Source organism: Brevibacillus aydinogluensis (assembly GCF_961514395.1).
GTDB lineage: Bacteria > Bacillota > Bacilli > Brevibacillales > Brevibacillaceae > Brevibacillus > Brevibacillus aydinogluensis.
In genome coordinates this window covers 4,056,473-4,080,292 of record NZ_OY569118.1, presented here as the reverse complement: position 1 = coordinate 4,080,292, position 23,820 = coordinate 4,056,473, and the positions used below count along the sequence as shown (strand labels likewise).

Here is a 23,820-nt window from a genome sequence, read left to right as displayed (position 1 = left end):
CAGGCCCAGAGAGTCGGTGGCGGGTGAAAACCGATCCGGCGTGCAAGGGAATCCACCTCGGAGTGGCAAAGCTTCAAACTTTGCCCGGTAACCGTCCCGTTACGACGGATGAGAGCGGGCAAATGCGGATGGAAACGGACAAACGCATTTGCCAACAAGGGTGGCAACGCGGGTATACAGCACTCGTCCCTTACAGAGGGGACGAGTGTTTTTTACTGTCCCGCAGGAACGCGCTTTCGCCATTCACATCTGGACAACTATTCTTTCCAGAATAAGGAATCATAGAGATTAGGAGGGAATTACATGCTTGACGTGAAAGTTTTGCGCAGCAATTTGGAAGAGGTAAAACGCCGGTTGGCACATCGCAACGAAGACATTTCCGCGCTCGACCAGTTCGCCGAGACGGATGAAAAGCGGCGCCAGGTCATTCAAGAAGCAGAATCGTTGAAAAATAAGCGAAACACGGTCTCCGAACAAGTGGCGATCATGAAGCGCAACAAAGAAAACGCCGACCACCTGATCGCCGAAATGAAACAGGTGAACGAGCGCATCAAGGCGCTGGACGAAGAACTGCGCCAGCTGGACGAACAATTGGAGCAGATTTTGCTGAGCCTGCCCAATCTGCCGCACGAGAGCGTGCCGATCGGTACGTCGGAAGAAGACAACGTGGTGGCCTGGACCTGGGGCGAACCGCGCAATTTTACGTTTGAGCCAAAGCCGCACTGGGAGCTGGCTGACAATCTGGGCATCCTCGACTTTGAAGCGGCGGCCAAGGTAACAGGCAGCCGGTTTGTCTTTTACAAGGGGCTGGGAGCGCGTCTGGAGCGGGCGCTGATGAACTTCATGCTGGATCTGCATACCAGCGAACACGGATACGAAGAAATTTTGCCGCCGTACATCGTCAATCGCACCAGCATGACCGGCACCGGTCAGCTTCCCAAATTTGAGGAGGATGCCTTCAAACTGGATGGACCGGATTACTTCCTGATCCCGACAGCGGAGGTGCCGGTGACCAACATTCACCGCGACGAGATTCTCGATGCAGCCGACCTGCCGATCTATTACGCCGCGTACAGCGCTTGTTTCCGTTCCGAAGCCGGATCGGCCGGCCGCGATACGCGCGGACTGATTCGCCAGCACCAGTTTAACAAGGTGGAGATGGTGAAGTTCGTCAAACCGGAAGACTCTTACGACGAACTGGAAAAGCTGGTGAAAAACGCGGAAAAAGTGCTGCAGCTCCTCGGCCTGCCGTACCGCGTGATGAACATGTGCACCGGCGACCTCGGGTTTACCGCCGCGAAAAAGTACGACCTGGAGGTATGGCTCCCCAGCTACAATACGTATCGGGAAATCTCCTCGTGTTCCAACTTTGAGGACTTCCAGGCGCGTCGGGCCAACATCCGGTTCCGCCGCGACGCGAAGAGCAAGCCGGAGTTCGTCCATACACTCAACGGCTCCGGTCTGGCAATCGGCCGCACCGTGGCCGCCCTGCTGGAAAACTACCAGCAGGAAGACGGCTCCATTGTCATTCCGGAGGTACTGCGTCCGTACATGGGCGGAATGGAAAAGATCGTGCCGAAGGAAAGCCGCTGACGACGTACAGCATACAGACAGTCAGCATAGAAAAAACCGGCTCTCACGTCCATTTGGATGGGGAGCCGGTTTTTTTATGTAACAAAAACAGCGGAATTTTTTGAAAATGGTGTTGCGTTGTACGAACCACTGTTATATAATAACGGCAAGAAAGTTGATTATTGTATTAATACAGGAGTGGAGGGAACGGAAATGAACTGCTTTCGGTGTGAAGGAAACGGCGAACAGAATTGTCCGCACTGCGGCGGAGCGGGCTATGACGAGCACGGGGTGGTGTGCCATCATTGCCAAGGTGACGGCTGTGTAAGCTGCAGCCACTGCAGCGGCAGCGGGTATCTGGATTAAGGCCATTTTTTTTGGTAGTACTGTACTATAATAGATTGATTAAATTTTCTTCTGTATCATAATAACGTTTTGGTTCAGGAGAGGAGGAACCTGTTTTGACTACGCTGCACACCAACCATTACCCAGCCGAAGTGACGATCACCGGCGCGCTGTCGCCGCAGTATGAGGAGATTCTCACTCCCGACGCGATCCGATTCTTGATCAAACTGGAGCGGGCCTTTGGCGAGCGGAGGCGGGATCTGTTGAAACAGCGGATCAAACGGCAGGAGGAGATTGACTGCGGGAAGCTGCCCGATTTTTTGCCTGAGACCGCCCACATTCGCAAGGCTGATTGGACGGTGGCTCCCCTGCCGCCCGACCTGCAGGACCGCCGGGTGGAGATTACCGGTCCGGCCGGCGACCGCAAAATGGTGATCAACGCGCTCAACTCGGGAGCCCGGATGTTTATGGCCGACTTTGAAGACGCCAACTCGCCGACGTGGACCAACACGATCCAGGGACAAATCAACATGCGCGATGCGGTGAGGCGCACCATTACCTACACCAGCCCGGAAGGCAAGCAGTACGCGCTGAAGGAAAAAACGGCTGTGCTGATCGTCCGTCCGCGCGGCTGGCATCTGGAAGAAAAACACGTGTTGTTGGATGGGCAGCCGCTCTCCGGCAGTCTGTTTGACTTCGGATTGTATTTCTTCCACAACGCCCATGTCTTGCTGGAAAAAGGCTCGGGCCCGTACTTTTACCTGCCCAAACTGGAGAACCACCTGGAAGCCCGTCTCTGGAACGACGTCTTCCTGTTTGCTCAGGACGAATTGGGGATTCCGCGCGGCACGATCAAGGCGACAGTGTTGGTCGAAACGATTCTGGCCGCGTTTGAGATGGATGAAATCCTGTACGAGTTGCGTGAGCACAGCGCCGGACTCAACTGCGGCCGCTGGGACTACATTTTCAGCTACATCAAAAAACTGCGCAACCAGCCCGATGTCATCCTCCCCGACCGCGCTTTGGTGACGATGACGGTGCCGTTCATGCGGGCGTATACCACGCTTGCGGTCAAGACGTGCCACAGGCGGCAGGCGCCCTGCATCGGGGGAATGGCGGCGCAAATCCCGGTCAAAAACGATCCGGTCAAAAACGAAGAAGCGCTGGCCAAGGTGCGGGCCGACAAGGAGCGGGAAGCCTACGACGGCCATGACGGCACCTGGGTGGCCCACCCCGGATTGGTGCCGGTGGCGATGGAAGTGTTTGACCGCTTGATGCCGGAAGCCAATCAGATCTGGTACAAGCGGGAGGATGTGCAGGTCACGGCTGCCGACCTGCTGGCGGTGCCTGAGGGGCCGATTACGGAAGAAGGTGTGCGCACCAACATCAGCGTCGGCATCCAGTACATCGAAGCCTGGCTGCGCGGCCACGGCGCGGTGCCGATCAACAACCTGATGGAAGACGCGGCCACGGCGGAAATTTCCCGCGCCCAGGTCTGGCAGTGGATTCGCCACCGCCGGGGCGTGCTGCCGGACGGGCGGAAGATTACCGCCGGACTGGTCAAACAGTGGGTGAGTGAGGAACTGCAAGCCTTGAAACAAGCCATCGGCCAGGAACGGTACGAGAACGGCAAGTTCCAGCTGGCGGGCGAATTGTTTCTGCGGCTGGTGACAGCAGACGAATTCGAAGAGTTCTTGACCATCCCGGGCTATGGCTATCTTGAATAAAAAGGAGTGGAAGAGGATGAACAAGCAAGAGGCAATCAGACAGGTGGAGGAAAGCTGGAAGGCGGAGCGTTGGAAGGGGATTGTCCGCCCGTATACGGCAGAGGACGTCGTCCGGCTGCGCGGTTCGGTGCAGATTGAACATACGTTGGCACGGATGGGGGCAGAGCGGCTGTGGCATTTGCTCAACACGGAACACCACATCAAGGCGCTGGGTGCCCTCACCGGAAACCAGGCAATTCAGCAGGTGAAAGCCGGCTTGAAAGCCATCTACCTGAGCGGCTGGCAGGTAGCGGCTGACGCCAACCTGGCCGGGCAGATGTACCCCGATCAGAGCTTGTATCCGGCCAACAGCGTTCCTCACGTGGTTAAGCGGATCAATCAGGCGTTCCAGCGCGCCGACCAGATCCAGCAGGCGGAAGGGACCGGCGACATCTACTGGTTTGCGCCGATCGTGGCTGATGCGGAAGCTGGTTTTGGCGGACCGCTCAACGTGTTTGAACTGATGAAAAGCATGATCGAAGCGGGAGCCGCCGGCGTTCACTTCGAAGACCAGCTGGCTTCGGAGAAAAAGTGCGGCCACATGGGCGGAAAAGTGCTGATTCCCACGCAGTTGGCCATTCGCAATCTGATCGCAGCCCGCTTTGCCGCTGATGTGATGGGCGTACCGACCGTGATCATCGCTCGTACGGATGCCAACGGAGCCTTTTTGATCACCAGCGACATCGACGACCGCGACAAGCCGTTCCTCACCGGCGAGCGCACACCCGAAGGATTCTTCCGCATGCGCGGCGGGCTGGATGCGGCTATCGCGCGCGGCCTCAGCTACGCGCCGTACGCCGATTTGATCTGGTGCGAAACCTCGGAGCCCAATCTGGAGGAAGCGCGCCGGTTTGCTGAAGCCATTCACGCACAATTCCCGGGGAAATTGCTGGCGTACAACTGCTCCCCGTCGTTCAACTGGAAACGGAAGCTAGATGAAGCTGCGATCGCCCGTTTTCAGGATGAGCTGGGCGAGATGGGGTACAAGTTTCAATTCGTCACCCTGGCTGGCTTCCACTCGCTCAACCACAGCATGTTTGAGCTGGCCCGAGGCTACCGCGAGCGCGGCATGGCCGCCTACTCCGAGCTGCAGCAGGCGGAGTTTGCGAGCGAGCCATACGGATATACCGCGACCCGCCACCAGCGCGAGGTCGGCACCGGCTACTTTGACGAAGTGGCCCAGGTGATCGCCGGCGGCACCTCGTCGACCACGGCCTTGAAAGGCTCCACGGAGGAAGAACAGTTTACCCATAGCTGATGAAACGTCAGGACCAGGGCATCATCCCTGGTCCTCCCAATTGCAAAAAATCGACTTCCCTCATATAATTAATTAGAGTAGGTGCAATACGTCCTCGTAGCTCAGCTGGATAGAGCAGCAGTTTCCTAAACTGCGTGTCGGAGGTTCGAGTCCTCTCGGGGACGCCATTCCATGAAAAACCTTGGGAATCCAAGGTTTTTTCTTTTTATGTGGAGAGTAAGACAGGAAATTGGTTCTTAGGCGTGGCACTGAGTATTATTCGCACTCTGAACTGTATGGAAAATATTATGAAACGATCGGGAATAACAGCCCCATCCACGAATTAATTGAAAGGATCTACACCAATCCATTGTAAATAAATGGGAATAATACTTATTTAATAATTCACACAATTTTAACATCGAGCGGATTCATTTCCCCTCATTATGGGATACAATGTCAATGACAATGACGACCGTGAGAAGAAAGGGGTATACTCATTGAATTTGGTATTAACCGAAAGACAATGTCGAGTATGTCGGGTTCGTCTGACGGAGTATGAAATTGAAAACAACAACGAGCTATGCATGGATTGTTATAAAGAAAAACGTGAAGATGCTGAAACGAAAGCGAACCTGGGCAAAAAGCCGTCTCTCTGATGGGAGACGGCTCAGCATGTAGACAAAGTCCGTGGCGCATGGGTGATCGGGCCCGCTCGCTCTCTTGACGCCCAGCAAAGAAGTGGATGATGTCCGCTCCAAAACGCGACGCGGGCAGGGGGCAAACATCTGGGTGTTTCGACGAAGTGAGACTTGTGCCCCCTGTTTATCCCCGCGTCTTTCGTTTTTCCGCTGAGCAGGTCGTCAAAGGAGCTCGCTTGGCCCATCCCTCCATGCGATGTACGTTGTCTTCAGCTTCGGTTGATGAATGTGCAGGCCTTCCGGCCTGGAAATTATGAAAATCGTTTTCTTGTGGACGCTTACTAAATAAACAGTTTGTCTTCAATCTGAGCCGTCTCTCTGATGGGAGACGGCTTTTTCATGGGTGCAACCCCTGTATGGGCGTATTTGTGCTTGAGACAGGCGGCAATCAGCCCTTTGCTGGCAGGCCGCTTTACGGAACAGGTGTCGAGGGATTGTGCGGAACCAGCTGATCCAGGCTCTTGAATTCGTACCCCCGTTTGCGCGCCTCGTCGATGATTGCACCCAGCGCTTCTGCGTTGTCGCGGGAGACGGCGTGCAGCAGGATGACGGCACCCGGGTGAAGCTGTGAGATGACGCTGTCGTACGCGTACCGCCAGCCTCTTTGCACCTTGGTGTCCCAGTCTTTGTAGGCAATCGACCAGAAGATGCTGGTATAGCCCAGCTGCTTGCAGGCCGCAAGGGAGCGGTCACTGAAAATTCCCCTTGGCGGACGCAAAAAGCGCATCTCTTTTTGACCAGTGATCCGGGCTACTTCCGTCTGTACCTTCTCCAGCTCTTCCCGGATGCGTTCGTTGGAAAGTTTCGTCATGTCGGGGTGGCTCCAGGAGTGGTTTCCGATCAGATGCCCTTCGGCTGCCATCCGTTTGATGAGGTCGGGCTGGTCTTTTACGTAATGTCCGGTCACGAAAAAGATGGCCGGCACCTTTTTGGCCTTGAGCGTGTCCAATATTTGCGCGGTGTAGCCGTTTTCGTACCCGTTGTCAAAGGTCAGATACAGTTCTTTTTTGGTCGTATCTCCCAAAAAGATAGCCCCGTGCTTCTCCACAACGGATTTGAATCCTTCCTGGTCAATGGAAGGAAGTTTGCCGTCCCTGCTCTTTTTAAAGCCAAAGTGGTACGCCGTATCGGGATGGGCAGCCGCATGCCCCAACACGATGGTTACGAGCAGCAAGACAGCGGACAAAATGGTAAGGCGCTTCATGGTAACCTGCCCTCCTTTGTGACAATAGGCTTCCCTTTACCTAGCGATATTGTCCCATCAACGTTGGCAAGTTATGTGCCTGCCGCGACCAGGCACTTTTGGAAAAAATAGGTTGGCGACCCACACAAAGCGGCCTTTCCCTGCCACATGGAGCGGGAAGGCCGTATGTGCTCAGGCCTCCTCCCAGGGGACGGGACGGGGGGCCGGAATGGGATATTGTTCGGAGCGATCGGGCATTTCGGCTCGGGTCTTGTCTATGGAACCGACCGGAATCCTGTCTTCCACTTCAAAAATGGCCATGGCTCTCTCTTTTTGATCGGGCATGCAGCACTCACCTCCGTATGTTTCCATTCACTAGGATGGTTGCGGGCCAGATTTTGATGCAAGGAAAAAAGAGCGATATACTGAATGGAGAATGGGGTGATTTCCATGAAGCAGTCTTCTCTGTGCCCGAAGTTTGAAAAAGCCATGCATCTGCTGAGCAAACGCTGGACAGGGCTGATCCTGCACCAGCTTCTTTTGGGACCGCAGCGTTTTTGTTCAATTGAAGTGGCGCTTCCGATCAGCGGCAGGCTTTTGTCGGAACGGCTGAAGGATCTGGAGAAGGAAGGACTGGTGCATCGGGAAGTCTATACGGATTCCGCTCCGGTGAGGGTGGAATATTCGCTTACGGATAAAGGACGCGCACTGGAACCGATCATCAAAGGCATCGAGAAATGGGCACAAGAGTGGATCGAACTGGATCAGAAAACAGTCAACTGAACGGACTTACGAACAAAGCGCCGGACATTGTGTACGGCGCTGATTTGCTTGGAAAGGACCGCATCGTTCAATGCGAGGCCGTTCCCTGCAAGGGACTGTTTCGGACGTGCTTCGGCTGCGCCGCGCATCTCAAGCCGGACGCGGGCCCCTGCCGTGGAGGCGGGCGACGAACTGGCGGTGCAGGCGTTCGCTGATGATGCGGCGGCGAATCTGAGCGAGCCGCTTTTCCGCCAGCTGCCGGGTTACGCCAAACTCCTGGGCCAGCAAGCAGGCCGGATGAGTCTGGCAGTCGGTCAGTCTCAACCTGGATACCATGAAAAACGGCAGAGCCGCGTAAAGTTGAAACTGCGAAGCCTGGGCCTCCTGCAGGTCGCGGAACGATTTTCTCATCTCCAGCTGTTTCCCGGTATGTCCGCGCAATATATGCCCCAGCTCATGAAAAAACTGCTCACGCTGGATTGGCCGGGGCAGGGCGGAATTGATCGTGATGCAGCGATAGCCGCCGGCTTCGTACCGCATCGATGGACAAGGACGGTACACAAGCTCAATGCCGAGGGCTTCGGCGACCGTTTCCTCGCGCAAATCTCCCGCATGTCGCATCCCCAGTCTGGCATAAAAAGCGCCCACCCATTTTTCCAGTTCCGTTTGTTTGTAATCGCGGAGCATGTGCATTCCTCCTTTGCAAGAAACAGAACATATGTTCGGTATTGTGCGAAAAGAAAACGCCGTGCACGGGACAGTGTTTGGTAAGACACGTCCTGCCCCTGCCGGTCATGGTTTGTCCGACTGTCGGGCTTTCCACCGCAAATAGTCGATGTGCTTTTTCACTTCTTCAATCTCGGATGGGCTCAATCCCTCCAAGTCAAAGAACGAAATATGCTCCTCCGGATTTTTCCGGGTTCCCCATGAGGGCGTCGGGTCATTCGTCTTGCCGAGAAGGAAATCGGCGGAGACGTTGAACACATCGGCAACTTTCGAGAGCAGATGGTTGTCCACACTCTTTTTCTCACCCGACTCAATCCGTGAGAGCACCGTGTTGTGAATTTGCAGTTTTTCGGCCAATTGGATTTGGGACCACCGCTTTTGTTCCCGGAGCCATTTGATCCGTTGACCGACTGTTGACATCATTCGTCACAACCTTTCCGCTATGGCAATAATTATTCTAACAATTTTCCATAACGGAAAACACAATTTTTGTTAATTTAACAAAGAACGTGTTGACTTTGTGAAAATTGAAACGGTATTATAATGGTTAAAGATTTGCTAATTTGGCAAATAAAGGGGGATGCTGATTGAACAAAGTCAATCTGGGATTCATCGCAAGGCGACGGCTCGAAACGGGAATCACGTTGCAGGACATGGCGGAATCACTGGGCTTCAAGAACGCGTCTACCTATCTGAAATACGAAAAGGGCGAGTACGACTTCAAGGCGAATCACCTGCCGGTGTTGGCCAGAAAGCTGAAATGCGAACTGCGCGACTTGTTTCAGTGCTTGATTTTGCTGATATGACAAATACAGAGACAAACAGATCACAGAGCGATATGGCAAGAGATCGGTCAGGGGGGAAAGAGGTGGAAGTCCGGGAAGCCAACATGCGGCAGTTGGAAATCTGGAAAAGGACACTGGCATACGAGCTAGCGATGATGGAGCCCCAAAGCGTTTCTGCCTGTCAGGATTTCCTTCGTCGCTTGGAGTCGTTTGAGCGGGAACTGCAAAGGGAGAGCGACGCGGCACTGACCGCCCCGATTGCCGGGCAGGTGCCGTGAGAAAAAGCGGTTTCCCCAAACGGACGAGCCCACGGGGGAAACCGCTTCGTTGTGCTGTCTGGCGTTACCGCAGGACCGATGCGGCCATCCGCACATAGGTATGCCGTTTTCCGCGCACGGCGATGGAGTAGTGCATGATGTTTTCCGGGATAGCGATGCCATTGTAACCGGCGTCGCCGATGTGATACAGATCGGCCCCGGCCATTTTGCTGTTCAGCGCGATCTGGCGAATGGTCGCCTCGTCTGCCCCTTCCTGACTGGTGCCGGTGGCCAATAGGGCCAATGCGCCGTGGCGGTGGGCCAGATCGACCATGGATTTGGCCGCATCAAGCGTGATGCCGGGAATTGTGCCGGGCGAGGGGAGCAGGATGATGTCCGCCCCTGCTTCGATAAACTGGACAATCGTCTGCTCTTCTATCAAATTGCCACCGGCTTCATCTGCTACGCCAGCGCCGTGCATTTTCCCGGCCATGATCAAGGCGTCTTTGCCCATGACTTCACGGGCGGTGCGGATCGCCTGCCTGATTTCCCGGTTGGTCACTCCGGTCTTGGGGTTGCCGGTCAGGCAGAGGAAGTCAAAACCGAGCCGTTTTGCCTCGACAAAGGTTTCCGCCGAGGCCAGCCGCCCTGGGGGCAGGGGGAGCAGTTGTTCTGCCGCTCTGGCCTGTGGGTCGACTGGTTCCAGGTTGAGGCCGACGGGCCGTCCGATGAGCCGTTTCAACTCATGTACCGTCTCATCGGGCGCAGCGGTCAGTCCTTCCACGTTTGGCTGAAATACGTCAAAGAGGTTGAGCAGGATCATGTCGGCACCAAAAGCGGCGGCCAATTCTGCATTGGTAACACTGGGGTAGAGCGGGGAGACGGAGGAGATCACTTCGGCTACCAGCACTCGCCCTTCAGAGGCCTTGATTGCCCGCTTTACATCCTGCCCGGTCATCCGTGAGAAATCGGAAGCTGTGCAGTCCAACAATCGTTTCATCGTCTTCCTCCCAGTAACAAATATTGTGCCGTTATAAAGCAGTCCACCCGGCACGTCAGGGCGCGGCCGGGTGGAATCGTGCCGTCAGGCGAGCGGTGACGACAGGTTTACATCTTTTTGATCTCGTCCTTCAGCGCTTCCGACTGGGGACCGAAGACGATCTGCACGCTGCCCTGCCCCAGTTTCATCACGCCGGCCGCCCCGAGACTGCGCAGGCCTTTTTCATCGACGACCTTGTCATCCTTTAAGACCAGCCGCAGGCGGGTAATGCAGGCGTCCACGCTGACGATATTGTCCTTGCCGCCAATGAGGGCCAGCACTTTTTGTGCCTTTTCGTGCATCGCATCGCTGCCGGACGCGTGGGATGCCGTCTCCTCTTCGTCGTCTTCGCGGCCCGGTGTCTTCAGATTCAGCTTGACGATCAGGAAGCGGAAGAGGAAGTAGTACACCGCGGCAAAGGCCAGGCCGACCGGAATGATCAACAGCGCGTTGGTCGACAGGTGGAAGTTGACCAGGTAATCGATGAGGCCGGCCGAGAAGCCAAAGCCGTGTTTGATGCCCAAGGCGTACACAACAAAGCCGGAAATGCCCGTCAGGACAGCGTGAATCACATAGAGGACGGGAGCCACAAACATGAACGCAAACTCAATCGGCTCCGTAATCCCTGTCAGGAAGGAAGCAAGGGCCGAGCTAAGGAAGATGGCGGCGACGGTTTTCCGCTTTTCCGGTTTTGCCGTGTGGATAATGGCAAAAGCACCTGCCGGCAGGGCAAACATCATGATCGGGAAGAAGCCGGTCATAAACATGCCGGCCGATTTGTCACCGGCAAAGAAGCGCCACAGGTCGCCGTGAACCACATTTCCGGCGGGATCGGTAAAACTGCCGATTTGGAACCAGGCGATGGCGTTGAGCACGTGGTGCAGGCCAAACGGGATGAGTAGACGGTTGAAGAAGCCAAAGATGGCCGCGCCAATGCCGCCCAGTCCGACAACCCAGTTCCCGAAGGCGTCCAGTACGGATTGGATCGGCCCCCAGATGCAGCCGATGATGATCCCGATGACCACCATGAACAGCGAGGTCACGATCGGCACAAACCGCTTGCCGCTGAAGAAACCGAGCCAATCCGGCATCTTGATGTCGCGGTACTTGTTGTAGCAGTAAGCGGCGACGCCGCCGGCGAGAAATCCGCCGAGAACGCCCATGTTCAGTTCCACCTTGTCATCGATGAAGGGCATGGCGGCAGGCACTTTGGCCAGTACTCCCACCAGCACCTGGTAGGCCAGGACCGCCGCCAGGGCGGCAATCGCGTCACCTGCAAAACCGATGGCGACACCCACCGCAAAAATCAAGGCCAGGTTGCCGAGAATCGCAGTACCGCCGGCATTGAGGAAGGGAGCGACGTACGTGTTCAGAAAACCACCCACTGCGGAGCCGAGCGGGATGTTCTTCTCGTAGTCGAGAAGACCAAAGGACACCAGCAGCGCCGCGGCAGGCAGTACGGCTACAGGGAGCATGAGCGCTTTCCCGAGCCTTTGCATGAAAGCAAGCATGGATAAAACCTCCTTGGATGAAAGTGATATTCAGAAAGCCGCTCTCCGGAGTACGTTCAATTAGGAGCGATAATTAGGACACGGCCGGAGAGTGACTCATCTGACGAAGGGAGAATCGCGGTTTGTAAGCGTTTGCAATTCGAAGCTGGCGAAACCTGTGATGCGGTTCTGCCTTCCCGCTGACGGGATGCCTCTGTTGCCGTGACAGAGTGCAATATGGGTTCAGCGTGACGGTCGAGCGGGACTGGGCGGAACAATTTACCAACAGGGGGCGGGCGTGCAGCCCGCCATTCCCCGTGATGCTTACCTGAAACTACATTATGCGGTGCCTCACTTTACTACGACGTTCATCACCGGTTCCTGACCGGCATGCACGTTGGGCGGAGCAATCACCTGTTTCTCGGCGACCACATCGCCGTTGGTGATGACAACAGGCGTCACTGTTGCGCATCCTGCCTGCCGGATTGTATCCAGTTGAAACTCGATCAGCTTGTCGCCGGCTTTTACCTGATCGCCGACAGACACGAACGGCGTAAATCCTTCTCCGTTCAACTTCACTGTATCAATGCCAATGTGGAGGAGAATTTCCAGACCGTTGTCGCTGGTCAGGGCAATCGCATGATGGGTGGGGAACAAATGGGTCACTTTCCCGTCTACGGGGGAGACGAGCACCCCTTCAGTCGGGTCGATTGCTACGCCGTCACCGACAACCTGCTGTGCGAAGACCGGGTCAGGCACTTCGCTCAACGGCACCATCACGCCCGTCAAGGGGGCCAGGATCGTCACTTCTTGCTGCTTTTTTTTGCGGGAAAACAAACTGCGTAACATAAGCTCCTCCTTTTGCGTCTGCTGTATGAAATAAGGTGTATGAAAAAAGGCATGAACGGGGAAACAATGCGGCATCGTTTGCCATGTCCGCATGCTCTCACCGCTCATGCCTAGTCGAACTAGTAACACGCAGGTAAGGTATTCTGTTCATTCGTATGGTTGCTGGGTCAGCCGAAATACATGCATCGCCATGTAACCGATCTCATCGTCGGGCACGTTCATGTCCAGCCGCTTCGAGATGTGCCGGGCCAATTTTTCGGCCACGGCGTAGGCCTCTGGAGCGGTCTCTTTCAACCGGTCCAACAGCGGATTGTAAATCGATTTCTGCTGCCGGATGCGCTCGCAGGCAAACCGCAGATGTGTGATGAGGCGGACGTAATCAATCGAGTTGCGATCGATGGATCTGCCCGTCTGCTCCTCGATGATGCCGACCAGCTCGGCGATGATGTTGGTAAATTGAACGGTTTTGCTCACCGGCATGGAGCTGACGGCCGAATGGATGTGCAGGGCCAGAAAGCCGATCTCGCTCTCCGGTATCTCTTGGGAAAACGCCGTTTTGATCATCTCGGCCGCTCGTTTGGCCAACGCGTATTCCTTGCTGTACAAGGTCTGGATCTCAAACAGGAACGGGTTGACGATATCCATGCCGTTGCGCAGGCGGTAGATGGCAAACTGGATGTGGTCCGGCAGGGCGACATGGACGTGTTCGTTTACGTGCGGCGTGATTTCCTTGGCAATCAGGGCGATGATTTCTTCGGCGATCCCCACTACGGCCGGGTCGATCTGGCTGAGCAGGGTTTGATACTGCTGCTGGTGGCTCTCATTTTCCAAGCGGAAGCGTTTTTCGACACGTGCATCGTGGGGAAGGATGGTGTTCCCAGGTTTGGTGCCGAAGCCGATGCCTTTTCCGAACAGCACAATCTCCTGGCCGGAGTCGGGTTCTTCGACGAGGACCACGTTGTGGTTGAGGACGCGTGTGATCGTATACGGTTTTTCACGAGACACCCGTTACCACCCACCTTTACCAACAAAAAAGAGCTGAAAAAACCTTTTTTGGGTGAAAAAAAGATCTTCTCAGCTCATGCCTGCATTACCAGTAACACGCTTATGTGAAAACGCTTCATTGTCAATTTCATGATAACGCACTGGCTTTCCGTTGTCAATCATGCAGGGAAAAGACGCGGGCGAAGCGAAATCGTTCCTGCCGTCCAAAAAAACGGCAAGGTTGGGGCAGCGTTCTGCAACAGATGTTTCTTATCTGGTAAACTTGTCTGCAATGGAGGAAGCGCAGTACGCGTATGGTTTGATTTCCGCCCGGAAGTGGTTTGATTTTGCCAGACTTAGCAAAGACTGGATAAACTTGCGGGTGGGACCGTTCTTGCCGATGTCGAAATGCAGGCTGATGGGGATGTCGATATTGCGTTCACGCAGATAGTGGCGCAGTTCGGAAGCCAACCCCACAGCGTAAATCGCCTCCTGGAAAATGCGCTGCTGCAGCGAAGCATAATGTCGTTCCTGAAACGTGTGGTAAAAAAAATTGCCGCCGCGACCGTGACGGATCAGCGTGATGACGATGGCAAAGGACGTGCTGCGGTTCCGCAGTTTCGAGTCGGCGCCGACAATGATTTCGCACGTCCCGGCTGTCGAGGATACGGTTTGCTCGATGTTGGAAAAAACGGCTGCCTTGTCCAGTAGGCCGATTGTTGGACTGTAAAATCGGTCGAACAGGACGGGGCTAACAGGGGTTACTCCCACTCACATCCCCCCTCACAGAGGTTGTATACATACGTGCGCTTACACTGTTAATGTATGTAAACACGAAGAGAGTATGTGAATGGAAGAGACAAATCCTCGCGCGGAATGCTGCGTGCTTACCGAAACTGCCGAGTGAGACGGTCGAGGCGGCGGACTGAATGGGCGATTACAGGGCAGGCGGCTCCATGCTCATATTGCTCCACTCTTCGCGAGCGGGTCCGTATGTGCCCGGCACACGCAGACCAGCTTGGCGCATGAGGACGGTCATTTGCCCGCGGTGATGGACCATGTGCAGGATCAGCATTTGCAGCGTATAGCCGTTGGACCATTGCTCGCCGTACATCTCGCGCACTTCCTGCAGGGTGGCTTCACTCCATTGGGAACGGATGGCTTCGACAAAGGAAGCGCTGGTGTTGCGCCACGCTTCGGCAATGTCGCGCGCGGAGGACGGCACGGGCTGGTGCTCACCGACCGCTTCAAACTGCAGGCCGGTGCGGGACATCATTTCGTGCACGGTGCACACGATGTGCCAAGCAATCCTGCCCAGCGTACGATCATCGGCGGAGACGCGCTGCTGCAGGGAATCGTCGGTACAGGCGTCGAGAATGCGCTGGGTCATCTGTGCCTCGTCTTCCCATACCTTCAGAAAAGTGGAAATGCTTGAAAACATGAAAAACCCTCCCTCCAATAGTTCTGGGAACATGTGTTCCCTTCAGTTCCCATTATACGCCAGGTTGGCTGATTTTATCCAGCCCTATTCTATAAAAATGAAAAACTATGAAGGAGGTTTGCGAACCATGATGAATCAGTATCTGCCCCAGGTGGCAGAATACCGGAAAGCATCCTACGAGGTGGACCCGGTATTTCTCAATCGCTGGTCGCCCCGTTCGTTCAAGTCAGACCCGATTCCCGACGAGGTTTTGTTCAGCCTGTTCGAAGCGGCGCGCTGGGCACCGTCGGCCAACAACGAACAGCCCTGGCGGTTTATCCTGGCCCGCAGCAAAGAGGAGAGGGAGCGCTTTTACCCGTTCATCGCCGACGGCAACCGCGTCTGGTGCGAAAAAGCGCCGGTGCTGGCGCTGATTTTGTCCAAAACGGTCAATGCCAAAGGAGTGAACAACCTGGCGCATGCGTTTGATGCCGGTGCGGCATGGGGATACCTGGCTCTGGAAGCAGCCCGGCGCGGCCTGATTGCCCACGCAATGGGCGGTTTTGATCCGGACAAGGCACGCGAGGTGCTGAAAGTGCCGGACGAATACGAGCTGCACGCGGTCATCGCGATTGGCTACCAAGGGGAAAAGGACGCGCTGCCCGAGCAATTGCAGGAGCGGGAAAAACCGTCGGGGCGTCGGGAACTGTCTGAGACTGTGTTTAAAGGAGTATTTGGACGCACGTGATGGAGATGCAGGAACACGAGACATACATGCGAGCCGCGATGGAAGAAGCGAAAAAGGCAGCGGCCATCGGCGAGGTGCCGATCGGGGCGGTCATCGTTCGCGACGGGGAAATCGTCGGCCGCGGCTACAATCTGCGGGAAACGAAAAAAGATCCCACCCTGCACGCGGAAATGATTGCCATTCGGGAGGCAAGCGCCCGGCTCGGCGGTTGGCGGCTGATCGGCTGCACGCTGTACGTGACGCTGGAGCCGTGTCCGATGTGTGCAGGAGCGATTGTGCAGAGCCGCATCGAGCAGGTGGTGTACGGGGCCCGTGATCCGAAGGCAGGATGCGCGGGCACCTTGATGAACTTGCTGGATGAGTCGCGATTCAACCACCAGGTGCCGGTCGTGGAAGGGGTGCTGGCGGAGGAATGCGGCCAGATGCTGAAAGACTTTTTTCGCGGTCTGCGGATGAAAAAACAGCCCGGTCAGGATTAAACCGGGCTGTTCTTCTGGATATGGCTGCGAAGCTGTTCCAATTCTTCCTCGCTCAATTCCCGGTATTCCCCGGGGGAAAGCGTCGTGTCGAGATGGAGCGGCCCCATGCGGACGCGCTGCAGGTAGACCACCTGCAGGCCAAATGCGGCAAACATGCGCTTCACCTGATGAAATTTTCCTTCCATGATCGTGACCCGGACTTCCGAGACGTCGCCGGAAGAGAGTATCTCCAGCTTGGCCGGCAGGGTCGTAAAATCTTCCAGCTCGACGCCCCGGGCGAACGCCTCCACGTGCTGGTCGGTGACGCGGCCCTGGATGCGGGCGAAGTACTCCTTTTCCACCTTTTTCTTTGGCGACAGGAGATTGTGGGAGAGCTGTCCGTCGTTGGTCAGGAGCAGCAGTCCTTCCGTGTCGATGTCCAGCCGGCCGACCGGGTGTACCTTGTGGGCCCATTCGTACGGCAGGAGATCCACCACCGTCATGTGCAGGTTGTCTTCCGTGGCAGAGACGACGCCGGGCGGCTTGTTCAACATGATGTACAGCCAGCGTTTGTAGTTGAGCGGTTCCCCCTCGACCGTGATCTCCTGCGTTTCCGGTATCACGTGCATGCCGGGGTCAGTGGCGACGGAGCCGTCTACTTCCACCAGCCCTTGCTTTACCAGTTGTTTCACTTCCTTGCGCGTCCCCAAGCCCATGTTGGCGAGGACCTTGTCCAAACGCTCTCGCTTCAATTGAATTCCCCGTTTCTGCTCGTTTTCGCTGTGCTGTTACTATATTGGCCCAACGCTGACGGCAAATCAAGGGGTGGTAGAGATTTACTCTTGCGCATTGGGCAATCTTTTGCTATAGTTAATTTTGCTTCTAGCATACAGTGGAGAGATACCCAAGTGGTCATAAGGGGACGCACTCGAAATGCGTTAGGCGTCGTGAGGCGTGCGTGGGTTCGAATCCCACTCTCTCCGCCATACAAATCGTACGCAAAGCACAGGTTGGCAGCCAGCCTGTGCTTTTTGATTTACTTGGCAGTGGAAGGTTTGTGGGCATCCGTTTTGATGACAAATGCATATTCCTGTGTGCGGTCTTCCCATTTGCATACCAGGCGATAACCTCGGATGGTCCCGCCCGGTTGATAATCTTGACTGTTAGAACTTAAGAGGGCAAAGACGTTTTCATTCAGAGTAAATGTTGCTTCATTTTCATTATCATTAAAATTAAGCGTTACTGGCTGTTGCTGCGCTGGTTGACGTTTATATTTAAAATCGCCATCTGTAAGAAGAATGCTCTCCCTTACTTCAAATGATTTTGGTTTTGGATGAAGCGAAATATGTACGGTCTCACCAAGCTTGACGTATGGAATCGTTATCGCGGGATCATTCATGATCGCTCGGAACAGTGACGCATCTTCAAAATCTGCTGGATCTTCCAATGTTCTTGACTTTAATGTCGAGCTGATATCATCGTTTCCGACTTTCAATGTGATCTCTGGAACAACATGTGATTGCTTGCTGTTCATCATGATGACAAGCAGGGAACAAACCAAGATGAACGCCATCAGTGTAAACCAATGAGCTTTTTTCATGTTGATTCTTCCACCTCTTTTCCAACATGATTACATCACCAAATATGTAATAATTATACAATAGGTCATTTGTTCATTGCCGAGAACGAAGCGGCGGGAGTGAATTGCTCACTCCCGCCTTGTGTTATGGTATTCGTCTACCCGATCAGCGATCCGATGACCGGATAGCGAAACGGTCTGTCCTGCAGCGCGTAAACGATCCCCTTGATCGGATAGTAGAGGATCATAAAGCCGAATACCAGCACGAACGGAATGCCGATCACGAAAAACGACAGAAAGAGGGAAATGGAGAAAAGAATGCTCATGATGACATGAAACAGCAATGCCTGCAAGGCGATGTTTTTTACATGCCGGTCTTGAATCAGCAGCCAGACAACCAGCGGCACCAGGATTGGCGCGAAGAACAAACTGGCATGGGTGATCGCCTTGACTCCCTTGTGATCCATTCTGCTACCTCCCTGTATTGAGAAGCGTTATGACTGCCCCCATAATTATTGTACCTCATATTACCAAACCCTCCAACCGACGCAAGCGCGATCGGCACGTCCGACCGCAGACGGAGGACAGCGCAGGACGGCTACACATGCTCGGTACAGGTGTTCACAAAACCTCCACCGGCGATGTGATTGCAATCACAGTGAACAAAATCACAGCGCCTTATACTAAAGGCGACACGAACCATCACGGTATCATCAAGGAGGAGCGAACATGCTGAGTCAACATACGATAGACATCATCAAGTCGACCGTTCCCGTCCTGAAGGAGCATGGCCGGACGATTACGACACGTTTTTACCAGTTGATGTTTACCAACCATCCGGAACTGCTGAACATTTTCAACCACGCCAACCAAAAACAGGGGCGGCAGCAGACCGCGCTGGCCAACTCCGTCTATGCGGCGGCGGCCAACATTGAGAATTTGGAAGCCATCCTGCCGGTCGTCAAGCAAATTGCGCACAAACACCGCAGTTTGGGCATCAAGCCGGAACACTACCCGATCGTCGGGAAAAACCTGCTCGCGGCGATCAAGGACGTGCTCGGCGACGCAGCGACTGACGAGATCATCAACGCATGGGCGGAAGCGTACGGCGTTATTGCCGACGTGTTCATCAATTTGGAGGAGGAATTGTACCGGGAAGCGGAACAGTTGCCCGGCGGCTGGCGGGATTTCCGCAACTTTGTCGTGGACCGAAAAGTAAAAGAGAGCGACGTGATTACCTCCTTCTACCTGAAACCGCAGGACGGCGGCCTCATTCCGCCATTCCAGCCAGGGCAGTACATCAGTGTGAAGTTGGATATCCCGGGTGAAACCTACACGCACATCCGTCAGTACAGTCTGTCGGACAGCCCGGGCAAGGATTACTACCGGATCAGCGTCAAACGGGAAGATGCCGTAGATGGCAAACCGGCGGGGATCGTCTCCACCTACCTGCACGACCACATTAAGGAGGGAGACGTGCTGCCGATCAGCGCGCCCGCAGGCGACTTCGTCCTGGATACGTCAAAAGAGACGCCGGTCGTCCTGTTGAGCGGAGGCGTTGGTCTCACGCCGATGATCAGCATGCTGAATACGCTGGTAGAGCGGCAGCCGCAGCGACGGGTTCACTTTATCCACGCTGCACGCAACAGCCGGGTGCACGCGATGAAGGAGCACGTGGCCGCGCTGGCCGATAAGCACGAAGCGCTGACTTTCCATGCAGCATATTCGGAACCGACCGAAGAAGACCGGGCTGAGCGCCGTTTTGACAAGGAAGGATTCATCGACCTGCCGTGGTTGCAGTCGATTCTGCCCGACAACAATGCCGATTTCTACTTCTGTGGACCGGTGCCGTTCATGAAAAACGTTTACCAGGCGCTGAAAGACTGGGGCGTGCCGGAAGAACGCATCCATTTTGAATTCTTCGGGCCAAAGGGCAGTCTGAGTGAGTAATCGAATATGATCGCCAAAATCCTCCGTACTTTACGGAGGATTTTTTGCTGTGTGTGGCGGCATGAAAGCATAGGGAGGAAACTTTTCTGCAAAAACCCCTGAAAGAGGTTTAGGCGCTGCTTCCCCGTGGTAGGTAAAGAATGTCATAGATATGGGCATTGTTCCCAGTCGGTTGGAGATTCACAGCGTGCACGAAGCAGGAGGGAGCTTGTGCCCGTCCACCTCGGGAAAGAAGCAAGGGGGAGGCCCGTGTTTACCAAGGTAAGAGACCGCTTATTTGCAGCACTGCTGTGCTTGTGCCTGATCCCGATACTCGTCGTCAGCTTTGTCAATTACGACGCGGCAAGAACGGTGGTGTACGAACAGTACGCCACCAGCATTCGCGAGCGTTTGCGCCACACGGACGAGCAGTTTTCGCTGTATGCCCAGCTCTTGCTGGACAGCGTCCAACGGCTGGCCAACGAACCAGCCGTGCGCAGCACGGAGGGACAGTTGGCGCTTTTGCCGCGCAGCGCACAAACGGCTGCGGCGGAGAAGCTGTTCCGGGACTTTCAACGCAGAAATCCCTCTGTCCGCAATGTTCATCTGCTCGCCGTCGATGGTGGACGTCTCTCCCTGTTTACCGACGAGCAATGGATGGACGGAAATGTCCGCAGTCTGTCATGGTACCGCGACACACTGGAGGCGTGGCACATCGCTCCCCGGCTGCTGCTTGGAGCGGAAGCGGGGGCCGATCCGTCTCGGCTGTACGCGGTGCAGGCGGTAACGAACGAGCAGGGGCGGCCGTTCGCCGTGCTTGTGGCAGAATGGAAGCCCGATTTATTGGAAAGGTGGCTGAAAACAGACACCGAGCGGCACGACTGTACGCTTTTGGTGTTTACCTCCGACGGGCACCCGCTGATTCAGGTCGAACCGGAGTCCTCGGGTGCGCGGCTGCTGGTGGAGTCTTATGCAGATGTAAGAGAGGTGCACAATGCGGGCCTAACGGAGGAAGTGCGGTATGACAGCCGGCTGAACGGGATGGTGCATCTCTTTCGATACGTCTCCCCGCATACGGGAAACACCTACGTGGAACTGCTGCCGGCCGAAGTGATTGACCGTCATCTCGGCCGTCTGGAGCTGATTTTGCTGATCGTCACGTTATTGGTGGTGCTGTTTGCCGCTATGGAGACCCGGCTGGTCGCCCGGTGGATGGACCGGCCGATTTCCACCCTTGTCGAAGCGACGGAGGCTTTGCAGAAAGGGGATTTTTCCATTCGCGTGCCGGTGGACGGAATGGAAGAGATGGCGCGCTTGGGAAACAAATTTAATCAGATGGCCGAGCAGTTGGACACTCTGATCCGAAGGGAACGGGAGTACATGCAGAAGGGGATGGACCAGATTGTTCGCAGCTTTTACCTGGCTGTGGAGATGAAAGATCCGTACACGGCCGGCCACAGCGAGCGGGTTACCCGGTACGCGCTGCTTATCTACGATTATTTGGATGATGCGAAAAAGCAAACCATATCCCGGAACGATCTGCGTTATGCCGGGCTGATGCACGATATCGGCAAGGTGGCCATTCCCGACCGGGTGCTGTTGAAGGAAGGCAAGCTGAATGACGAGGAGTACGAACTGATCAAGCTGCACACCACCATTGGAGCCGACATCGTGGAGAGGATCGAGAGCCTGGCCCACGTCAGTCCCGGTGTCCGTCATCATCACGAGCGCTGGGACGGATACGGGTATCCGGACGGACTGAAAGGGGAGGATATCCCCCTGCTGGGGCGTATTTTGGCCGTCGCCGACACCTTTGACGCCATGACTTCAACGCGTTCCTACCGCAAGGCGATGACAGCAGAAGAAGCGTATGCGGAAATTGTCCGCTGCTCCGGCACTCAATTCGATCCGGAGATTGTCCGGGCGTTTTGCCGGGCGTATCAGGCGATTGCCGCCAGCATGATTTCATCCGACGCCGGGCATGAAGTGCAGAAAGCGGCAGCCCACGTCACGTGAGGGGACGCTTTCCTGTTATGGATGGCTTTTTGCCTTGCGATCATTCCGGTTCTTTGGTATGCTAAATGTGCCGTGCTAGACGGGGAGGTTGCGGTGCCCTGTAACCTGCAATCCGCAATAGCAGGGTCGAATTCCTATCAGAGGTCTTCTCATGTAAGGCTGCCATATGGGCGGCGGTGTTGAGGATCGGGTCCTGTGCAACGCGAACCCATGAACCTGGTCAGGTCCGGAAGGAAGCAGCCATAAGTGGATCATCGCGTGTGCCGCAGGGGAGCCTGGTCTGAGCTGCCCCCATATGTAACGCTTGGATGGGGAGTATCGAAGATAGGTGCACGGTCTTCTCGAAGAACATCAAGTGGCCTGTTCATGAGGAACAGGCCATTTTTTGTTGATTTCTGACGATCTCTAGCGAAACATTTCCTTCCAGAATCATTCTGTACAGGCAGGGCATTCCTGATAGGGTGACGAATGTGTAGGAATGTGCAGAATGCGATGATTGCCTGTAAAAACGTCAAGGGTCAGGGGGGGACAAGCTGTGAGTGCATCATTCTCGTTACATCTCGCCGGTTCGTCCAAACGATTGACGAAATTTTTGCAATACTTCCCGACGGCCGTATTTCTGGTGACGCAAACGGGATGTATCGTGGAAGTGAATGAACAGCTTCTTCGCGTTACCGGATACCAACGCGGAGAACTCGTGAACCAGCCGTTTCACGTCCTGCTGCCGTACCGGGGCACGATCGAACAACTGTATCAGGATCTGCTGCGCCGGGAAGCGGAGACAGATATGCCCGCAGAAGTGGAATGGCGTGACAGGCAGGGCAGAAGCGGTAAAACACCGGCGATGATTTTGGGGCAGCAGACGGAGGAGGAACTGCTGTATCTGGTTCACCTGTATCAGTTGACCAAAGAGACGGATTACGGGCTGTCACAGCGGCTTGTGGAAAAACTGACTACCGATACCAGCCTGGGATTGTTCGTGCTCAACAAGCAGGGACAGATCGTCGAAGCCAGCCACGCGGCCTGCAAGCTCCTCGGAATGGAGCGGCTGCATGTGCTCAACCGGCACGTGGACGATGTGTTTGCCGGCATACCTGAAGAGCATCGCCTGATCAAGCGGGAACTGCTCGACGGGGTGAAGCTTCACAATATCGCCACGTCCTGGACAAACGACAACCAGCGCTACGAATTAATCGTGGACGCCCACACGCTTCAGGACGAGGCCGGTAATACCGTCGGCGCGTTCGTCTTGTTCAAGGATATTACCAACCTGCGCTCGTTTGAACAAAAAATCGAGCGCAACGAGCGACTGGCGATGATCGGACAGATTGCCGCCGGCACGGCTCACGAGATCCGCAACCCGCTCACGTCGATCAAGGGCTTTTTGCAGATGTTCCTGCAATCCTTCAGCGACAACGGCATGGAGCGGGAGCGAACCTACACGGAAATCATGCTGACGGAGATCAATCGGATCAATTCGCTGGTCAGCGAATTTTTGCTGCTGAGCAAGCAGCGCGACGTCCAGTATTCCCTGGTCGATTTAAACACGGTGTTTGAGGAGATTCTCCCGATCGTGGAGTCGCAGGCGCTTCTGTTCGGCATCGACGTAAAGTTCTCCTCGCGGGGACAGCTTCCGCTGGTGGTGGGGGACACGGAACTGCTCAAACAGGTCTTCATCAACATCTGCAAAAACGGCATCGAGGCCATGGGGGAGAAGGGGACGCTGCACATTTCCCATCACATCGATCCGGAAGGGGACAAGGTCAGCATCGACATCCACGATACGGGGCCGGGCATTCCGCTGTACATCATCGACAAAATTTTTGATCCATTTTTTACGACCAAGGAGGAGGGAACGGGGCTGGGTCTTTCCGTATGTCAGAAAATCATTCACGACATTGGCGGCCAAATCCGCGTTTCGTCCAAAGGATATGGCACCACTTTTCACATCTTGCTCCCGTATCTCTGACAACG

General features: G+C 55.3%; 25 protein-coding genes, 2 tRNA genes, 1 other RNA gene and 1 other annotated feature (1 of these 29 running past the window's edge). Of the genes, 15 read left to right on the top strand and 13 right to left on the bottom strand.

Annotation, left to right across the window (positions count from 1 at the left end; translation table 11 throughout):
- Positions 1–194: a binding site (T-box leader), on the top strand (it extends 36 nt beyond the left edge of the window).
- 109 nt (positions 195–303) lie between these two features.
- The 5 genes from serS to Q7F15_RS20385 all read left to right on the top strand — a co-directional run bounded on the left by serS (position 304) and on the right by Q7F15_RS20385 (position 5,108).
- Positions 304–1,593, top strand: coding sequence for a serine--tRNA ligase (gene serS / locus Q7F15_RS20405; RefSeq protein WP_304414848.1), 1,290 nt, complete (start codon positions 304–306; stop codon positions 1,591–1,593).
- A gap of 192 nt (positions 1,594–1,785) precedes the next feature.
- The gene (locus Q7F15_RS20400; protein WP_230077588.1) at positions 1,786–1,938 is read left to right on the top strand and encodes a hypothetical protein; all 153 of its coding nucleotides are present in this window, start codon (positions 1,786–1,788) and stop codon (positions 1,936–1,938) included.
- A 95-nt stretch (positions 1,939–2,033) separates the two neighbouring features.
- Positions 2,034–3,644 carry a malate synthase A gene (gene aceB, locus Q7F15_RS20395; protein ID WP_212132632.1) on the top strand — a complete coding sequence of 537 codons (1,611 nt, stop codon included), beginning with the start codon at positions 2,034–2,036 and terminating at the stop codon, positions 3,642–3,644.
- Between the two features lie 16 nt (positions 3,645–3,660).
- Positions 3,661–4,941 carry an isocitrate lyase gene (gene aceA, locus Q7F15_RS20390; protein WP_212132631.1) on the top strand — a complete coding sequence of 427 codons (1,281 nt, stop codon included), beginning with the start codon at positions 3,661–3,663 and terminating at the stop codon, positions 4,939–4,941.
- A gap of 90 nt (positions 4,942–5,031) precedes the next feature.
- Positions 5,032–5,108 (top strand) — tRNA-Arg (locus Q7F15_RS20385).
- A 925-nt stretch (positions 5,109–6,033) separates the two neighbouring features.
- Here the strand turns inward: Q7F15_RS20385 and pdaA are convergent.
- On the bottom strand, positions 6,034–6,825 hold the full coding sequence (pdaA, locus tag Q7F15_RS20380; protein ID WP_171567398.1) for a delta-lactam-biosynthetic de-N-acetylase: 792 nt from the start codon (positions 6,823–6,825) through the stop codon (positions 6,034–6,036).
- Between the two features lie 171 nt (positions 6,826–6,996).
- On the bottom strand, positions 6,997–7,149 hold the full coding sequence (locus Q7F15_RS20375) for a hypothetical protein (RefSeq protein ID WP_171567397.1): 153 nt from the start codon (positions 7,147–7,149) through the stop codon (positions 6,997–6,999).
- Between the two features lie 105 nt (positions 7,150–7,254).
- Between Q7F15_RS20375 and Q7F15_RS20370 the strand changes: the two genes are divergently transcribed.
- A complete protein-coding gene (locus Q7F15_RS20370; protein WP_304414847.1) occupies positions 7,255–7,587 on the top strand; it encodes a winged helix-turn-helix transcriptional regulator in 333 nt (110 codons plus the stop codon).
- A gap of 129 nt (positions 7,588–7,716) precedes the next feature.
- On the opposite strand, the gene Q7F15_RS20365 is transcribed toward Q7F15_RS20370, so the two are convergent.
- Entirely contained in the window at positions 7,717–8,253 is a 537-nt protein-coding gene (locus Q7F15_RS20365; protein WP_212132630.1) for an ImmA/IrrE family metallo-endopeptidase, read from the bottom strand.
- Between the two features lie 105 nt (positions 8,254–8,358).
- Positions 8,359–8,715, bottom strand: coding sequence for a helix-turn-helix domain-containing protein (locus tag Q7F15_RS20360; RefSeq protein WP_230077596.1), 357 nt, complete (start codon positions 8,713–8,715; stop codon positions 8,359–8,361).
- 164 nt (positions 8,716–8,879) lie between these two features.
- Here Q7F15_RS20360 and Q7F15_RS20355 point away from each other — a divergent pair, with 164 nt between their 5' ends.
- Positions 8,880–9,098: a helix-turn-helix domain-containing protein gene (locus tag Q7F15_RS20355; protein WP_171567394.1), complete on the top strand. Its 219-nt coding sequence runs from the start codon at positions 8,880–8,882 to the stop codon at positions 9,096–9,098.
- A 62-nt stretch (positions 9,099–9,160) separates the two neighbouring features.
- Complete coding sequence (locus Q7F15_RS20350) at positions 9,161–9,355, top strand: hypothetical protein (protein WP_171567393.1); 195 nt, start codon at positions 9,161–9,163, stop codon at positions 9,353–9,355.
- 64 nt (positions 9,356–9,419) lie between these two features.
- Here the strand turns inward: Q7F15_RS20350 and Q7F15_RS20345 are convergent, their stop codons facing one another.
- The 6 genes from Q7F15_RS20345 to Q7F15_RS20320 form a co-directional block, all read right to left on the bottom strand.
- On the bottom strand, positions 9,420–10,334 hold the full coding sequence (locus Q7F15_RS20345; protein WP_304414846.1) for a DUF7916 family protein: 915 nt from the start codon (positions 10,332–10,334) through the stop codon (positions 9,420–9,422).
- A 107-nt stretch (positions 10,335–10,441) separates the two neighbouring features.
- Positions 10,442–11,884: an N-acetylglucosamine-specific PTS transporter subunit IIBC gene (gene nagE / locus Q7F15_RS20340; RefSeq protein ID WP_171567391.1), complete on the bottom strand. Its 1,443-nt coding sequence runs from the start codon at positions 11,882–11,884 to the stop codon at positions 10,442–10,444.
- A gap of 330 nt (positions 11,885–12,214) precedes the next feature.
- Complete coding sequence (locus Q7F15_RS20335) at positions 12,215–12,712, bottom strand: PTS sugar transporter subunit IIA (protein ID WP_171567390.1); 498 nt, start codon at positions 12,710–12,712, stop codon at positions 12,215–12,217.
- 147 nt (positions 12,713–12,859) lie between these two features.
- Positions 12,860–13,717, bottom strand: coding sequence for a glucose PTS transporter transcription antiterminator GlcT (gene glcT, locus Q7F15_RS20330; protein ID WP_212132628.1), 858 nt, complete (start codon positions 13,715–13,717; stop codon positions 12,860–12,862).
- A 249-nt stretch (positions 13,718–13,966) separates the two neighbouring features.
- Complete coding sequence (locus Q7F15_RS20325) at positions 13,967–14,467, bottom strand: ribonuclease H-like YkuK family protein (RefSeq protein WP_171567388.1); 501 nt, start codon at positions 14,465–14,467, stop codon at positions 13,967–13,969.
- A 166-nt stretch (positions 14,468–14,633) separates the two neighbouring features.
- On the bottom strand, positions 14,634–15,137 hold the full coding sequence (locus Q7F15_RS20320; RefSeq protein WP_304414845.1) for a DinB family protein: 504 nt from the start codon (positions 15,135–15,137) through the stop codon (positions 14,634–14,636).
- Between the two features lie 130 nt (positions 15,138–15,267).
- Between Q7F15_RS20320 and Q7F15_RS20315 the strand changes: the two genes are divergently transcribed.
- Together Q7F15_RS20315 and tadA are read left to right on the top strand one after the other, a co-directional pair.
- Positions 15,268–15,864, top strand: a complete 597-nt coding sequence (locus Q7F15_RS20315; protein WP_230077862.1) for a nitroreductase family protein — start codon at positions 15,268–15,270, stop codon at positions 15,862–15,864.
- The gene (gene tadA, locus Q7F15_RS20310) at positions 15,864–16,343 is read left to right on the top strand and encodes a tRNA adenosine(34) deaminase TadA (protein ID WP_212132637.1); all 480 of its coding nucleotides are present in this window, start codon (positions 15,864–15,866) and stop codon (positions 16,341–16,343) included. Before Q7F15_RS20315 ends, tadA begins: the two co-directional genes overlap by 1 nt.
- On the opposite strand, the gene Q7F15_RS20305 is transcribed toward tadA, so the two are convergent.
- Positions 16,340–17,074: a pseudouridine synthase gene (locus Q7F15_RS20305; protein WP_212132626.1), complete on the bottom strand. Its 735-nt coding sequence runs from the start codon at positions 17,072–17,074 to the stop codon at positions 16,340–16,342. The genes tadA and Q7F15_RS20305 overlap by 4 nt on opposite strands.
- A gap of 142 nt (positions 17,075–17,216) precedes the next feature.
- Between Q7F15_RS20305 and Q7F15_RS20300 the strand changes: the two genes are divergently transcribed.
- Positions 17,217–17,308 (top strand) — tRNA-Ser (locus Q7F15_RS20300).
- 50 nt (positions 17,309–17,358) lie between these two features.
- Here Q7F15_RS20300 and Q7F15_RS20295 read toward each other — a convergent pair.
- Positions 17,359–17,922, bottom strand: a complete 564-nt coding sequence (locus Q7F15_RS20295; RefSeq protein ID WP_304414844.1) for a hypothetical protein — start codon at positions 17,920–17,922, stop codon at positions 17,359–17,361.
- A 137-nt stretch (positions 17,923–18,059) separates the two neighbouring features.
- Positions 18,060–18,368, bottom strand: coding sequence for a DUF4870 domain-containing protein (locus Q7F15_RS20290; RefSeq protein ID WP_171567384.1), 309 nt, complete (start codon positions 18,366–18,368; stop codon positions 18,060–18,062).
- A gap of 262 nt (positions 18,369–18,630) precedes the next feature.
- Between Q7F15_RS20290 and hmpA the strand changes: the two genes are divergently transcribed.
- The 4 genes from hmpA (at position 18,631) to Q7F15_RS20270 (ending at position 23,815) form a co-directional block, all read left to right on the top strand.
- Positions 18,631–19,851, top strand: coding sequence for an NO-inducible flavohemoprotein (hmpA, locus tag Q7F15_RS20285; RefSeq protein ID WP_171567383.1), 1,221 nt, complete (start codon positions 18,631–18,633; stop codon positions 19,849–19,851).
- A gap of 249 nt (positions 19,852–20,100) precedes the next feature.
- Positions 20,101–21,846 (top strand): HD-GYP domain-containing protein, encoded by a 1,746-nt coding sequence (locus Q7F15_RS20280; protein WP_171567382.1) that lies wholly within the window; start codon positions 20,101–20,103, stop codon positions 21,844–21,846.
- 70 nt (positions 21,847–21,916) lie between these two features.
- Positions 21,917–22,182, top strand: an RNA gene (gene ffs / locus Q7F15_RS20275) — signal recognition particle sRNA large type.
- A gap of 199 nt (positions 22,183–22,381) precedes the next feature.
- Complete coding sequence (locus Q7F15_RS20270; RefSeq protein ID WP_171567381.1) at positions 22,382–23,815, top strand: PAS domain-containing sensor histidine kinase; 1,434 nt, start codon at positions 22,382–22,384, stop codon at positions 23,813–23,815.
- The last annotated feature ends 5 nt before the right edge of the window (positions 23,816–23,820 follow it).

What these genes read in the sequence shown, in the direction of transcription:
- Q7F15_RS20315 (WP_230077862.1), top strand. Translation starts at nt 15,268, where the DNA reads ATGAATCAGTATCTGCCCCAGGTGGCAGAATACCGGAAAGCATCCTAC.
- nagE (WP_171567391.1), bottom strand. Translation starts at nt 11,884, where the DNA reads ATGCTTGCTTTCATGCAAAGGCTCGGGAAAGCGCTCATGCTCCCTGTA.
- Q7F15_RS20365 (WP_212132630.1), bottom strand. Translation starts at nt 8,253, where the DNA reads ATGCTCCGCGATTACAAACAAACGGAACTGGAAAAATGGGTGGGCGCT.
- Q7F15_RS20295 (WP_304414844.1), bottom strand. Translation starts at nt 17,922, where the DNA reads ATGAAAAAAGCTCATTGGTTTACACTGATGGCGTTCATCTTGGTTTGT.
- aceA (WP_212132631.1), top strand. Translation starts at nt 3,661, where the DNA reads ATGAACAAGCAAGAGGCAATCAGACAGGTGGAGGAAAGCTGGAAGGCG.
- Q7F15_RS20320 (WP_304414845.1), bottom strand. Translation starts at nt 15,137, where the DNA reads ATGTTTTCAAGCATTTCCACTTTTCTGAAGGTATGGGAAGACGAGGCA.
- hmpA (WP_171567383.1), top strand. Translation starts at nt 18,631, where the DNA reads ATGCTGAGTCAACATACGATAGACATCATCAAGTCGACCGTTCCCGTC.
- Q7F15_RS20370 (WP_304414847.1), top strand. Translation starts at nt 7,255, where the DNA reads ATGAAGCAGTCTTCTCTGTGCCCGAAGTTTGAAAAAGCCATGCATCTG.
- Q7F15_RS20335 (WP_171567390.1), bottom strand. Translation starts at nt 12,712, where the DNA reads ATGTTACGCAGTTTGTTTTCCCGCAAAAAAAAGCAGCAAGAAGTGACG.
- Q7F15_RS20290 (WP_171567384.1), bottom strand. Translation starts at nt 18,368, where the DNA reads ATGGATCACAAGGGAGTCAAGGCGATCACCCATGCCAGTTTGTTCTTC.
- tadA (WP_212132637.1), top strand. Translation starts at nt 15,864, where the DNA reads ATGGAGATGCAGGAACACGAGACATACATGCGAGCCGCGATGGAAGAA.
- Q7F15_RS20375 (WP_171567397.1), bottom strand. Translation starts at nt 7,149, where the DNA reads ATGCCCGATCAAAAAGAGAGAGCCATGGCCATTTTTGAAGTGGAAGAC.
- Q7F15_RS20345 (WP_304414846.1), bottom strand. Translation starts at nt 10,334, where the DNA reads ATGAAACGATTGTTGGACTGCACAGCTTCCGATTTCTCACGGATGACC.
- Q7F15_RS20360 (WP_230077596.1), bottom strand. Translation starts at nt 8,715, where the DNA reads ATGATGTCAACAGTCGGTCAACGGATCAAATGGCTCCGGGAACAAAAG.
- serS (WP_304414848.1), top strand. Translation starts at nt 304, where the DNA reads ATGCTTGACGTGAAAGTTTTGCGCAGCAATTTGGAAGAGGTAAAACGC.
- Q7F15_RS20400 (WP_230077588.1), top strand. Translation starts at nt 1,786, where the DNA reads ATGAACTGCTTTCGGTGTGAAGGAAACGGCGAACAGAATTGTCCGCAC.
- pdaA (WP_171567398.1), bottom strand. Translation starts at nt 6,825, where the DNA reads ATGAAGCGCCTTACCATTTTGTCCGCTGTCTTGCTGCTCGTAACCATC.